Source organism: Limisphaera ngatamarikiensis (genome assembly GCF_011044775.1).
Lineage (GTDB): Bacteria > Verrucomicrobiota > Verrucomicrobiia > Limisphaerales > Limisphaeraceae > Limisphaera > Limisphaera ngatamarikiensis.
This window is the reverse complement of the sequence record NZ_JAAKYA010000043.1, coordinates 46,112-59,844: the sequence shown is the minus strand read 5'-3', so window position 1 is coordinate 59,844 and position 13,733 is coordinate 46,112. Positions and strand designations below refer to the sequence as shown.

At 67.3% G+C, this 13,733-nt stretch carries 6 protein-coding genes; 4 read left to right on the top strand and 2 right to left on the bottom strand.

What is annotated here, in order from left to right; genetic code table 11:
• The first annotated feature begins 94 nt into the window (after window positions 1-94).
• The 4 genes from G4L39_RS06630 to G4L39_RS06615 all read left to right on the top strand — a co-directional run bounded on the left by G4L39_RS06630 (window position 95) and on the right by G4L39_RS06615 (window position 11,503).
• Window positions 95-2,926 (top strand): FAD-binding and (Fe-S)-binding domain-containing protein, encoded by a 2,832-nt coding sequence (locus G4L39_RS06630; protein ID WP_165106870.1) that lies wholly within the window; start codon window positions 95-97, stop codon window positions 2,924-2,926.
• A gap of 75 nt (window positions 2,927-3,001) precedes the next feature.
• Window positions 3,002-6,568, top strand: coding sequence for a transcription-repair coupling factor (gene mfd, locus G4L39_RS06625; protein ID WP_165106869.1), 3,567 nt, complete (start codon window positions 3,002-3,004; stop codon window positions 6,566-6,568).
• A gap of 258 nt (window positions 6,569-6,826) precedes the next feature.
• The gene (locus G4L39_RS06620; protein WP_165106868.1) at window positions 6,827-8,917 is read left to right on the top strand and encodes an ATP-binding protein; all 2,091 of its coding nucleotides are present in this window, start codon (window positions 6,827-6,829) and stop codon (window positions 8,915-8,917) included.
• A gap of 234 nt (window positions 8,918-9,151) precedes the next feature.
• Complete coding sequence (locus tag G4L39_RS06615) at window positions 9,152-11,503, top strand: hypothetical protein (protein ID WP_165106867.1); 2,352 nt, start codon at window positions 9,152-9,154, stop codon at window positions 11,501-11,503.
• Between the two features lie 17 nt (window positions 11,504-11,520).
• Here G4L39_RS06615 and G4L39_RS06610 read toward each other — a convergent pair whose 3' ends face one another.
• A complete protein-coding gene (locus G4L39_RS06610; RefSeq protein WP_165106866.1) occupies window positions 11,521-12,477 on the bottom strand; it encodes a thiamine-phosphate kinase in 957 nt (318 codons plus the stop codon).
• 10 nt (window positions 12,478-12,487) lie between these two features.
• Window positions 12,488-13,393 (bottom strand): CPBP family intramembrane glutamic endopeptidase, encoded by a 906-nt coding sequence (locus G4L39_RS06605; protein ID WP_165106865.1) that lies wholly within the window; start codon window positions 13,391-13,393, stop codon window positions 12,488-12,490.
• Between the last annotated feature and the right edge of the window lie 340 nt (window positions 13,394-13,733).

The following is a 13,733-nucleotide window of genomic DNA, read 5'->3' as shown; positions in this document are numbered from 1 at the left end:
GCCGGGCAGTTCGGCCGGGCGGTGCGGGTGGCGGAGGCAGGCGGGCGCGGGGAAGCGGTGGGGTGTGGATGGGCGGGGAACCGTTGGTGGACCCATGACCACGACGCAGCAGCGCGCGTTGTTGTCGGCGGCCTCGTGTGAGGTGGCGTTCGACAATGTGACCCGTCAGTTGTACGCGACGGACGCCTCGATTTACCGGATTGAGCCGGCGGCGGTGGCGTTTCCGCGGAACGGGCGGCAGGCCAGTGCGCTGGTGAAGGCGGCGTTGGAGGCGGGTTTGAGTGTGATCCCGCGGGGGGCCGGCACGGGTCTGGCGGGGGGCGCCCTGGGCGACGGGGTGGTGATGGATTTTTCGCGCCACCTGCGGGAGATCCGGCGGTTGGATCCGGAGACGCGGACGGTGGAGGTGGAGGCGGGGGTGGTGTTGGATCGGTTGAATGCGTTTTTGCGGCCGCACGGGTTTTGTTTCGGGCCGGACGTGGCGACGAGTGACCGTGCGACGATTGGAGGGATGATTGCGAACAATTCGTCGGGGGCACGGGCGCCGTGGTACGGGACGACGGCGGATCACGTGGTGGCGGTGGAGGTGGTGTTGTCGGATGGGCGGATCCGGTGGTTGCGGCCCGGGGAGGATGCGTTGCCGGCGCAGCGTCGGGTGGCGGATGACGTGGTGCAGTTGCACGAGCTGCGGATTCGGGAGCGGATGCCGCCGGGGCTGTTGAAGCGCTGGCCCGGGTATGCGTTGGACCGGTACCTGGAGCGGCCGGGGGATCTGGTGCAGTTGATCTGCGGCAGTGAAGGGACGCTGGCGGGGATTTTGAGTGCGGTGTTGCGGGTGGTGCCGCTGCCGGCGGAGAAGGGGTTGGGGATTTTGTTTTTTGCGACGCGTCGGGAGGCGTTGGAGGCGGCGGTGGCGGTGCTGGATTTGAAGCCGGCGGCGGTGGAGCATCTGGACCGGTTGCTGCTGGATCAGACGCGGGGGCAACCGGCGTTTGCGGAGGCGCGCGCGCTGCTGGGGTTGGACGACCGTCCGTGCGAGTCGCTGTTGGTGGTGGAGTTTCTGGAGGCGGTGGAGGAGAAGCTGGCGGCTCTGGAGCGGCGGCGGTTGGGTTTGGGTTGTCTGGTGTTGCGCGGGGAACGGGAGATGCGGCTGGTGTGGTCGCTGCGAAAGGCGGGGTTGTCCCTGCTGACGAGTCGGAAGGGGCCGGCCAAGCCGACGACGATCATTGAGGACACGGCGGTGCGGCCGGAACGGTTACCGGCGTATGTGGAGGCGTTGGAGGGGTTGTTGGGTGAGCTGGGTTTGGAGGCGTCGTTTTACGGGCATGCGGCCTCGGGTCTGCTGCATGTGCGGCCGGTGTTGGATCTGCATCGGGCGGAGGATGTGCGGCGGTTACGGCAGGTGGCGGAGGGGGTGTCGCGGTTGGTGGCGTGTTTTGGGGGGTCGCTGGCGGCGGAGCACGGGGTGGGGATCGCGCGGACGGAGTTCATGGAGGCGCAGTTGGGGGAGGATCTGCTGGGGGCGATGCGGGAGATCAAACGGTCGTTTGATCCGCATCAACTGTTCAATCCGGGAAAGATCATTCCGGACGGTCGGTATGCGTGTGACCGGGATTTGCGGCAGGGGCCGGGGTACGAGTTGAAGCTGCCGTTTGAGCCGATGTTGGTGTACGGGCCGCGGGACGGATCGTTGGTGGCGAACCTGGAGCAGTGCAACGGGTGTGGGGGATGTTTGAAGTCGACGCCGGTGATGTGTCCGACGTGGCCGGTGACGGGCTGGGAGGCGCTGACGACGCGGGGCCGGGCCAATTTGATCCGGTCGGTCCTGGAGGGTCGGGGGCTGGAGGGGCGGAGTTTGTGGGATTCGGAGGAGTTACAGTTGGCTCTGGAGAGTTGTTTGGGGTGTCGGGGGTGTGAGGTGGAGTGTCCGTCGAATGTGAATCTGGCGTTATTGAAGGCGGATTTGTTGCAGGCGCGGCATCGGGCGGTGGGGATGCCGTGGGGGGCGTGGTGGGTGAGTCGGGTGGATTTGTTGGGGCCGTGGGGGACGCGGTTTCCGCGGTTGGCGAATGCGATGCTCCGGTGGCGGTGGGTGCGGTGGGGGATGGAGAGGGTTTTGGGGATTTCGGCGGAGCGGCCGTTGCCGGCGTTTGCGCGGGAGCGGTTTGACCGGTGGTTTGCGCGGCGGGGTCGTGTGGGGGGCGGGGATCGTGGCCGGGTGCTTTTGTGGGATGACACGTTTGTGCGGTATCACGAGCCCGGGGTGGGTCGGGCGGCGGTGCGGGTGTTGGAGGCGTTGGGGTATCAGGTGGAGCTGGTGCGGGGTCGGCGTTGTTGTGGTCGGCCGGCGTTCAGTCAGGGGGATCTGGAGCGTGCGCGGGCGTTGGGTCGGTGGAACCTGGATTTGCTGCGGGGGGAGGATCCGCGGGTGCCGGTGGTGTTTTTGGAGCCGTCGTGTTACACGATGTTTGCGGAGGATTACGGGCAGTTGGGGTTGGAGGGTGCGGAGGCGGTGGCGGGTCGGTGCGTGTTGTTTGAGGTGTTTGTGGAGCGGGCGCTGGCGGCGGAGCCGGATCGGGTGCGGTGGGAATCCGGGGCCGGTCTGGTGTTGATTCATGCGCATTGTCATGTGAAGGGGTTGGGGCCGGTGATGGCGCGGCTGGCGGGTCGGCTGCCGGGGCGCACGGTGCGGTTGTTGGAGACGGGTTGTTGCGGGATGGCGGGTGCGTTTGGGGCGATGGCGGCGACGTATGAGTTGTCGTTGCGGGTGGGGGAACCGTTTGTGGAGCAGATTGCGCACACGCCGTATGGGACGGTGGTGGTGGCGTCGGGCACGAGCTGCCGGCAGCAGGTGGCGCATATGGCGTCGGTGCCCGCGCTGCACATGGCGCAGTTGCTGGCGCGGTCGCTGGCGGAGTCGGGTTGAGGGGGCGTGTGCTTGACGGGGTGGCGGGTCGGGCTCAGGTTCCAGCGGTTTTTGGTGGAGAAAGCGCTCGGGCGCATGGAGGTGCCGGGTTGGACCCGGTGGGAGACGACTCCCGCTGCACGGGAGCTGGTGCGGCGTGTGGAGGCGGGGGCGGTGTGTTGTGCGGGTCGGGTGGCGGAGCCGGCGCGGCCTTTTTTGGTGGCGTGGTTACACCGCTGTTTTGGGGACCGGCCGTTGGTGGTGGTGGTTCCGGACGCGCGGCGTTTGGACGGGTTTCAGCAGGACCTGGAGACGTGGTTGCGGGTGATGGAGGGGCGCGAGGAGTGGGCCGGGGCGGGGTCGGCGGAGGCGGAACCGGGTGCGGGTCAGGTGTTGACGTTTCCTGCGTGGGAGGTGTTGCCGGGAGAGGATGGGCTGCCGCATGTGGACACGGTGAGTGAGCGGCTGGAGACGCTGGTGCGGCTGGCGGAGGTGCGGTTGGGTGGCGGGTCGGGGCTGGTGATTGTGACGAGTGGTGTGGCGTTGATGCAGCGGACGTTTGCGCCCGGGGAGCTGGAGAGGCGGCTGCGGCGGGTGCGGCGGGGGGATCGGATCGATCCGTTGGAGCTGGTGGAGTGGCTGGAGGCGCAGGGGTACGAGCCGGAGGTGCAGGTCACGCAGAAGCCGGAGGTGTCGATGCGGGGTGGGATTGTGGATGTGTTTCCGCCGACGGAACCGTGGCCGGTGCGGCTGGAGTTTTTTGGGGACACGGTGGAGTCGATTCGGGAGTTTGATCCGCTGACGCAGGTTTCGCGGGGGCAGCGGGAGTCGGTGGTGTTGGGGCCGGCCGGGGAGCTGGGGTTGATTCGGCGGGCGTTGCGGAGTGCGGCGGCTGGTGAGGGGGCGGGGCCGGAGCTTGGGGGGTTGGCGGAGCATTGGCCGCCGGGGACGGTGGTGGTGTGGAGTGATCCGATGGAGGTGCGGTTGCGGGCGAGGGAATTGTTGCAGGGCGTGGGTGTGGAGGATCCGTGTTGGAGTGATTGGGCCGGGGTGGAGGATCGGGTGCGGTCGCGGGCGGCTGCGCAAGTGGTGTTGGGTGCCGGGGCGGAGGTGTGGGAGACTCCGGACGGTTTGCGGGGGTCGGTGGAGGGTGGCGGGGCGGGGGTTGCGGTGGGGTTGGAGGAAGGGGTGTCGGGTTTGAGCGGGGAGGAGGTGGTGTGGGAGGACCTTGAGGTGTTTCGGCCGTTGCCGGAGCGGCCGCCGCCGCCGGAGGTGGCCGAGGTACAGCGGCGGGCGTTTTTCGAGCAGATGCACCGGTGGTTGCGGCAGGGGATGTCGGTGGTGGTGTTTTGTCCTACGACGGGTGAACGGCAGCGGTTTGAGGAGTTGTGGGTGGATTTGACGCCGGCGGGGGATGGGCTTCGGCCGGAGGTGCATGCGGGATCGTTGCGGCGCGGGTTTTGGTCGGCCGGTGCAGGTTTGGTGGTGGTGTCGGATGCGGAGGTGTTTGGTCGGACCCGGGTACCGCGGCCGCGGCGGCTGAAATCGCGGCATGCGGCGGCGATGCGGTCGGTGTTTGAGATCGATTTTTCGGAGTGGGAGGTGGGGGATTTGGTGGTGCATTTGAATTACGGGATTGGGCGGTATCTGGGATTGACGACGTTGCCGGAGGGGGGTGCGGGTGGGCCGGGGGGGACGGAGTGTCTGGTGTTGGAGTATGCGCCGGAGGAGCCGGGCCAGCCGCCGCCGCGGTTGTACGTGCCGGTGAGCGAGGCGCATTTGGTGAGCAAGTATGTGGGTGCGGGCCGGGTGCGGCCGCCGCTGCATACGTTGAGCGGGCATCGGTGGCGGCTGGCGCGGGAGCGTGCGGAGCGTGCGGTGCGGGATGTGGCGGCGGAGCTGTTGGCGGTGGCGGCGGCGCGGGCGGCGCGGCCGGGGCATGCGTTCGGGCCGGACACGCCCTGGCAGCGGGAGTTTGAGGCGGCGTTTCCGTATGAGGAGACGCCGGACCAGTTGCGGACAATTGCGGAGGTGAAGGCGGACATGGAACGGCCGCGGCCGATGGACCGGCTGGTGTGCGGGGATGTGGGTTTTGGGAAGACGGAGGTGGCGTTGCGGGCGGCGTTCAAGGCGGTGATGGACGGCAAGCAGGTGGCGGTGCTGGTGCCCACGACGGTGCTGGCGCAGCAGCATTACAACACGTTTCGGGATCGGATGGCGGATTACCCGGTGCGGGTGGAGTTGTTGTCGCGGTTTCGGACCCGCGGGGAGCAGAGGCGGGTGATTGAGGGGTTGGCCAGCGGGGCGGTGGACATTGTGATCGGGACGCACCGGTTGCTGCAGCCGGATGTGCGGTTTCGGGATCTGGGGTTGGTGGTGGTGGATGAGGAGCAGCGGTTCGGCGTGTTGCACAAGGAACGGCTGAAGCAGTTGCGGACGGAGGTGGATGTGCTGACGTTGAGCGCGACGCCGATTCCGCGGACGTTGTATCTGGCGTTGATGGGGGCGCGGGATTTGAGTTTGATCCAGACGCCGCCGCAGGACCGGTTGCCGGTGGAGACGATTGTGATTCCGTGGGATGACGGGGTGATTCGGCAGGCGATTTTGCGGGAGTTGAACCGGGGCGGCCAGGTGTACTTTTTGCACAATCGGGTGACGACGATTGAGACGATGCGGGCGCGGCTGCAGGCGCTGGTGCCGGAGGCGCGGATCGTGGTGGGGCACGGTCAGATGAAGGCGGAGGAGCTGGAGGAGGTGATGACGCGGTTTGTGAACGGGGAGGCGGACGTGCTGTTGAGCACGACGATTATTGAGAGCGGCCTGGACATCCCGAATGCCAACACGATCATCATTGATCGGGCGGACCGGTTCGGGCTGAGCGATTTGTACCAGTTGCGGGGCCGGGTGGGCCGCTACAAGCACCAGGCGTACGCGTATTTGTTGTTGCCGCGGCACGGGCGGTTGTTGACCCAGGTGCGGAAACGGTTGAGTGCGGTGCGGCAGTATGCGTCGTTGGGTAGCGGGTTCAAGGTGGCCATGCGGGATTTGGAGATCCGGGGGGCGGGCAATCTGTTGGGTCCGGAGCAGAGCGGGCACATTACCGCGGTGGGGTTTGAGCTGTACTGCCAGTTGCTGCAGCAGAGCATCGCGGCGCTGCAGGGCAAACCGTTGCCGCGGCGGGTGGAGGTGACGCTGCGGCTGGATTTTCTGGATGTGCTGTCGGGGGGCGCGGGCGAGGTTGGGGGCCCGGCGGCGTTTTTGCCGCATCGGTATGTACCGGAGCCGCGGCATCGGATCGAGGTGTATCGGCGGCTGGCGCAGGTGACGGATGAGGAGGGGTTGAAGGCGCTGGAGGCTGAATTGCGGGACCGGTTTGGTCCGTTGCCGGAACCGGTGGAATGGTTGCTGTGGACGGTGCGGATCAAGCTGGCGGCGGCGGCCCGGGGGATCACGCATGTGGAGGTGCGGCAGGATCGATTGATGCTGAGCCGGCAGGGGGATTGGTTGCAGTGGAATGGCCGGTTTCCGCGTTTGACACGGAAGGCACCGGGGGCGCGGCTGAGGGAGATTTTGCGGTTTTTGGAGGGGCTGCCGCGGGTGTCTGAAGTGGCTGTGCCGGCGGGGTTGGGGTCGGGTGGGGACCGGGGAAGCACCGGGGTGTGATCCAGGGGTTTGCCCGGGAGGGGCCGGGTTTGATCCGGATGCCGGTTTCGGGTGCAGCCCGATGGGCGGGATACGGGAGATGGTGCATCATGGCGGAGCATTGACGGCCCGCGGCGAAGGCGGTTAACTGCGTGGCGATTGTATCCATGATCCAGCGGCAGCGGACCTGGACCCGGCGAGGGTTCGCGGCAGAGGGTTTGTCGGGTAACCGGCGCAGGTGGCTTGTGCAGGTTCACCGCCGAGGGGTGTGAAGACGGGATGAAGACCATTCTAGTTCTGGCGGATCATCCGGACACGGCCGAAGCGGTACGGGCGGCGCTGAATCCACAGGAGTACCGCGTGGTGCATCGGATTTCGTTGGAGGAATCGGAACCGTTGCTGGCGCACGGGCTGGTGCAGTTGTGTGTGGTGGACGTGGATTTGACGGGTGTGCAGGCGCTGTGGATGATTGAGCGGATCCGGCGTCGGACGACGAAGTGTCCGTTGGTGGTGTTGGCGGGGGCGCGGCAGCCGGAGTGGGAGGAGGAGGCGGTGTTGCAGGGGGTGTCGCAGGTGGTGAGCAAGCCGATTCGGCCGCGGCTTTTCCAGGCGGTGGTGGAGCGTTTGGTGGGTGCGAAGGTGGCGGTGGAACCGGCGCCGTCCAACGGGCATACGAGTCGGTTGACTGCCAAGACGTCGTCGGGGACGGACTTCATTCCGCTGGCGGCGGTGCGGCCACCGGAAGCGGCCCCGGAGGTGCCGGCTGGTCCGGCGCCGGGGCGGCAGGGGTTTGAAATCCTCCGCAAGTTTTCGGCCATTTTGACGCATTCGCTGGATTCGGAGGGTTTACTGCGGCAGTTCCTGTTTTTGTTGCGGGAGTTGTTTGGGGTGAACCGGGCGGTGGTGTTTTTGCGGCGGCCGGTTTTGGAGCCGGCGGGGGTAGCGTCGGCGGACGCGGATCAGCGGTTGCGTGCGGCGTGTTGGTTGAGCATGCCGGGCAGTTTGGTGGAGCAGGTGGAGTTGTCGCTGGAGGCGGGTTTGGGGGGTGCGCTGCAGCAATGGGGCCGGATCCTGAGGCGGAACAGTCCGGAGCTGTTGCAGGATCCGGAGGCTCAGAAGGAGTTTGAGTTGCTGGGGATGCAGGTGGCGGTGCCGATCATGGACCGCGAGCGTTTGCTGGGGGTGGCGTTGTTTGACGGGCACATCACGGGTGAACCGCTGAGCAATGCGGAGCTGGAGCTGGTGTTTCATTTACTGGAGCAGGTGGGTCTGGCGCTGCGGAACATCTGGTTGCACGATCAGTTGCAGGCCAACCACCAGATGCTGGCCGAGATTCTGCGGGAGCTGAACAGTGCGTGTGTGGTGGTGGGGCCGAACCTGACGATTCTGCATGCCAATCGGGCGGCGCGGCGGTTGTTCCGGAGCGGCGGCCGGCGGACGGGCGAACCGGACTTTTCGGATCTGCCGGCGGCGTTGGGGTCGAAGGTGTACCAGGTGCTGAAAACCGGTGCGGGTCTGCCCACATTCCGTTACACGCCGGAGGATCAGCCGGGCACGGTGTTCATGGTGAGCATCGTGCCGTTCCGTAGTCAGGGCAGTGGCGGGGCGCTGACGTCGGCGCTGCTGATTGCGGACGACCGGACGCAGGCGGAACGGCTGCAGAAGCTGGAGCTGGAGACGGCGCATCTGCGGTTGCTGCGGACCATGGCGGACCGGCTGGTGCACGAGATTGGCAATGCGCTGGTGCCGCTGACGACGCATCAGCAGCTCCTGTCGGAACGGTTTGAGGATCCGGAGTTCCGGCGTTCGCTGGATCATGCGCTGGCCACGGGTGTGCAGCGGATCAGCCGGTTGCTGCAGCAGATGCGGTTTCTGGCAGCGGAGGCGGTGGTGGGGGACGAACCCGTGCCGCTGGCGCCGCTGGTGCAGGAGGCGTTTCAGGAGGCGCGCAAGCATCTGCCGCAGTGCCGGGTGGAACTGGAGTTTCGGGATCCGGGCCGGCCGGTGTTTGTGCGCGGGGACCGCGGGGCGCTGCGTCATGCGCTCACGGAGGTGCTGTTGAACGCGCTGCAATCCAGTCCCGATCAGGCCGTGGTCCACGTGGAGTTGGCGACCCAGACCAACGGCAGTGGTCATCCGGCGCTGGCGATCGAGATCCGGGATCAGGGCAGCGGGTTCACCCAGGAAACGGCGCAAAAGGCCGGGGAACCGTTTTTCACGACACGGAACGTGGGACTGGGGCTGGGGTTGGCGGTGACCCGGCGGATCGTGGAATCGCATCGGGGCCGACTGGAAGTGGTTCCGGCGGGCGAACCGGCTGCGGGTGTGGTGCGGATCACGCTGCCGCTGGCCGAAGTGACGGGTGTTTGAGGCCGGGCGCGGGATCCCGCTTGCGGCTGCGGTTGGCCGGCGGGGGCCGGCCATGGCCGGGGGAAGACCCGGCGCAAAGGTGGAAAGTCTGTTCAGGGCCGGCGTTCGAATCCAGCGGGCTTCGCTCCGCGGTCGGTTGGCCGGGTTTCTCGAAATGGCGGGCCACTGGTGCGGGGTTGTGCCAGGTGACGGTACCAAACGCGTGGCGTCCGGGTGTTTGAGAGGGTCGTTGCCATGACGTGGGCTTTCCTCAGGATCCGGGTCTTGATTTGGGCGCTAAGCGTGCCGGAGCTGATGTGGCCGGTGACGGTGGCCCTGGCAGAGGGAGTGAACCACATGGCTCCGGGCAATGTGTTTCTCGAGGGGGAGCCGGTGAGGGTGTGGTTGCCTGCGGGATCGGGCGATTGGGCTTTGGAGGATTACGACGGACGAACGCTGCGTCGGGTCAAGGCGGAGGGGTCTGGTGTGGAGTTGGGTCGGCTTCCGATCGGGTTTTACCGGTTGCGCCCGATGCAGGGTGACACGGCCCGGTGGATTTCGTTGGCGGTGTTGGGACGCATGCGCGTGCCTCCGGGTCCGGATTCCCCCATCGGCGTGGATGTGGCGATGTCCTGGTTTTACGAACCGGCCCGGATGGAGGCGGTGGCGCGGTTGTGTCGGTGGGCCGGTGTGGTGCGGGTGCGGGATCGGATGCGCTGGGCGGAATTGGAGCCGGGTCCGGCCGAGTGGGCGGGGCCGACGCGCTACGACGTGGCGGCGCGGGTGCAGCGGGAGGCGGGTTTGCAGGTGTTGCAGGTGGTTCACGATGCGCCGGCGTGGGCCGGTGACGATCCGCGACGGTTTCCCGGGGATTTGCGGGTGGTCCGGCGGTTTTGGCGGGAGATTTCGCGCCGGTGGGCGGGGCAGGTGACGGCCTTTGAGCCGTGGAACGAGGCGGACATCCCCGGCTTTGGCGGGCACACGGGTTCGGAAATGGCCACGTACCAAAAGGCGGCCTGGTGGGGGATCCGGTCCGGCGCGCCGGAGACGCTGGTGTGCTGGAACGTGTTTGCGGGAGCGCGCCCGGCTCACTTGGCCGACCTGGATGCGAACGTGGCCTGGCCCTTTTTCGACACTTACAACTTTCATCACTACGAGCCGTTCGAGCGGTATCCGGAGCTTTACCGACGGCATCGGGCGGTATCGGCAGGGCGGCCGATGTGGGTGACGGAGTGTGCCTGGCCGGTGCGTTGGAGCGGCGATGCAGGGCTCCAGGAGTTGAGCGAGGAAGATTTGCGGCTGCAGGCGGAGCGTGTGGTGAAGACGTTTGTCTGTGCATTGCACGAGGGTGCGGCGGCCGTGTTTTACTTTCTGTTGCCGCACTATGTGGAGGGCCCTACGCAGTTCGGGTTGTTGCGACGGGACCTGACGCCCCGGCCGGGGTATGTGGCGTTGGCGGCGGTGGGGCGGTGGTTGGCCGGGGCGCGACCGGTGGGCCGGATGCGAACCGGGCCGGAGGGGGTGCAGGTGTATGTGTTTCGGGCCCGGCCAGACGGGGATGAACGGGATGTGGCGGTGGTTTGGTCGGATGCGGGTCCGAAGGAATTGACCCTGCCGGGCCCGCCCTTGCAGATCCGGGACGTGTTGGGTCGGCTGCAGCCGGCGGTGCGGGTTTTACGGGCGGGTCGGGCACCGCAGTTTGTGGTGTTTCGAGCGGGCCGGGCGGCGGGCTGGGCGGAGGAATCTGCGCCGGCACGGCCGGTGGAGCGGCCGGGTCAACCCTCTCCGGTGGTGCTGCAGGCGGTATGGCCGGCGGAACGGGTGGAACTGGCGCAGTCGGCGTACCGGGTTGCGGTGGATCGGCCGGTTGAGGTCCCGATTCGTTTGTACCATTTCGGGTCCCGGCCGGTGCGTGGTCGGGTGGAGGTTCGGGTGCCCGAGGGGTGGGAAGCCCGGTTTACCGGGGAGATGACGTTGGCGCCGGGTGAGATGCGCGAGGAGGTCCTGCAGTTGCGGGTGCAGCCGGGGAAATCTGGGTGGATTCAACCGGTCCGGCTGCTGGGTCGGTGGGCCGGAGAACCGGACTCGGTGTTGTCGTTTCGGGTGATGCCGGTGCCGGTGCCGGCTCGCGCGATCTTGAAGCGGCTTCCGCGGATGGATGAGGCGGGCCGATGGCGGGCCGGGGTTTCCGGAGCCGGGCGGTGTCGGGTGCAGTCGGGTGCGGGCGGGGTGGAGGTGGTGGCCGAACCGGCGGGGTCGGACCCGTGGTTTTATCCGGAACTGGATCTGGAGCCGGGGGAGTTTGCGCCGGCTGACGCGCGCGGGGTGACGTTCTGGTTTCGGCGGGACGAAGGTCGCGCCATTTATCGGCTGATTGCGCAGGAAACGTCGGGGGCGGCTTATGTCCTGGATCTGGGGGATGTGCCGGCGGGGGAATGGAGACAGGTGTTTTTGTGGTTTGATCAGGGCGTATGGGGTGCGGGTTGGAGTCGGCCGGATCCGAACGGTCGGTTGGATGCGGCGGAGATTCGGGTCTTGAAACTGGGCGGCAACGGGCCCGGGCCGGTCCGGTACGAGTTTCGGGACTGGGCGTGGATCCGGGACTGAACGGCGTGTGGACGCGATCAGGTTTCGGGGTCGGACGGGGTTTCGGCGAAGTGGCGGTAGCCCTGGAGGGTCAGGGGTTGGACACCCTGGCGGTCGCGGAGGACCAGGGTGGGTTCGGCCAGGATCTTGCCGATGCAGGAGAGGCGGAGGCCGGGGAACGCCTTTTTCCAAGCATCCAGCAGGGGGACTGCGTCGCGGGCCGCCACGGTGAACAGCAGCTCAAAATCCTCGCCATCGGTGAGGGCTGCGACGAGTGGCGGTTTGGCGGCGCTGGAACGGAGGGCGGCCCGGCGGGCGGCCCGGCTGATGGGGATGGCGCGTTTGAGAAGTTCGGCCCCCACTCCGCTGGCGCGCAACACGTGGCGCAGGTCACTGGCCAAGCCATCGCTCAGGTCGATCATTGCGTGGACGTCGAAATGGTTGACCAGCCACCATGCCTCGGCCACGCGGGGTTCGAAATCCAGGTGTTTTCCCTCTGCCGAACCACCCAGTTCACCCGTGACGAAGATGGCGTCGCCGGGGCGGGCGCCGGACCGCAACACGGCGCGGCCTCGCGGCACCCAGCCCCAGAGCGCGACCGAGAGGAACATGCCGCCCGGGCTGCGCGTGGTTTCGCCCCCCACCACGGCCACCTGATGGCGCCGGGCCAGATCGGACAGACCCGCATACACGCGCTGCACGTGATCCGGTTGAAACGACGCGGGCAGGCCCAGCGTGATCACGGCGGCGAAGGGTTGCCCGCCCATGGCCGCCAAATCACTCAGGCACCGTCCCAGCGCCTTGTGCCCGACCTTTTCCGGGGGCGCGTCCGGGGTGAAGTGGACCCCTTCGACCACGGCATCGGTTTTGAACAGCCAGTCGCGGTCGTCGCCTGCGGGCCGGAGCACGGCGCAATCGTCACCGGCAGGCACGATCACTTCGGGTCGGCCCGGCAGGCCGCGCACGAGGGTTTCGATCAAGGCAAACTCGTCCATCCGGGGAGTCTCATCCGGAGCCGCTCCAGGTGTGCTGATAAAGCTGGATGGCGGCGAAGTTCAGGGCGTTGAATATCGCATGAGCTGCGATGGGGGCAAGCAGGTTGCCCGTCCTCACGAACAACCAAGTCAACCAGAGCGCCAGCAACACGAGCGCGATGAACGAGGCTGCATTGGCGTGCACGAGGGCAAACAGCAGGGCCGTGCCCCACCAGGCCAGACGGGGGTACCCGGCCGCCTGAAGGGAACGGAACAACAACCCGCGAAACAAGGCCTCTTCGGCGGGCGGGGCCAGACCCACGGCGACCGCGGCCAACCACAATTGCCGGCGCCAATCGGTGGTATCCTGCAGCACCTGAACCGCCACCTGGACTTCCGCGGTGAGGTGCAAACGCTGCAACAGCGCCATGGTGAGCAATTGCAAGGTCCACGCCACGGGCAGCACCACACACCCGGCGGCGGCGCCGAGGAGCAGGGCGCGCACGGGGCTCTGATCCAGGCCAAAGGAGTCGCGCCAGGTGGTGCCGTGACTGCGGAGGAACCGCGTGATCAGGAGCAGCGCCGCCCCCTGAAAACTCAGACCGGCCACGAGCACCTGCCGGTAATCCGGCGGGGCTGTGCTGCGGCCGGCCCAGTGATGAGCCAGGCTCAGGAGGACCAGACCCACGTAGAACGACAGCGAAAAGCCGATCAACTGCCGCCGAAAACGGTCCCAGGTCCAGCGCTGCAGGGTGAAACCCAGCGCTGTCGCCAAACCCGCCAGCCCGGGCAAGGCCAGCCAGCCCACGCGCACGGGGACCTCACCGGCCCCGATGCGGATGAGCAAACCCGCCCAAGACCCCATCAACACGCAGGTGAGCACGCCTGCAAACAGGCGTACCAACCCCTCAGCCGACCATGGGCACTGCCGATCCATCCTTGAATCCTCACGGAACGTAGGTGATTCCGGCACTGGTGACGACTGGAAACCGGTGGGATCTTTGGCCGGGGCCCGCGCCGGTTCGATCGGAGCTGCCAGGGGGTAGAAGAACGGGCTCAAGGGTGCAGGGGCTGCGGCCGGGTGCGATTCACAAGAGGCCGGGGGCCGGGTCGCGAGCTGCTCCGCTGGAGGGGTCCGGAGGCTGGAGCACCCGGACCTGACAACCGTTCCACGGCGACACAAGCCGGGCCGGCTTGCGGACGGAGAAGCCCTACGCCACCGGTGCGGGCGTCCCGGCAAAACCGACCGTCTCCATGCAGCGATTCCCGGATTTCAC

Coding starts and splice junctions, on each gene's coding strand:
- G4L39_RS06630 (WP_165106870.1), top strand. CDS start 95: ATGACCACGACGCAGCAGCGCGCGTTGTTGTCGGCGGCCTCGTGTGAG.
- G4L39_RS06615 (WP_165106867.1), top strand. CDS start 9,152: ATGACGTGGGCTTTCCTCAGGATCCGGGTCTTGATTTGGGCGCTAAGC.
- G4L39_RS06610 (WP_165106866.1), bottom strand. CDS start 12,477: ATGGACGAGTTTGCCTTGATCGAAACCCTCGTGCGCGGCCTGCCGGGC.
- G4L39_RS06605 (WP_165106865.1), bottom strand. CDS start 13,393: ATGGATCGGCAGTGCCCATGGTCGGCTGAGGGGTTGGTACGCCTGTTT.
- mfd (WP_165106869.1), top strand. CDS start 3,002: ATGGAGGTGCCGGGTTGGACCCGGTGGGAGACGACTCCCGCTGCACGG.
- G4L39_RS06620 (WP_165106868.1), top strand. CDS start 6,827: ATGAAGACCATTCTAGTTCTGGCGGATCATCCGGACACGGCCGAAGCG.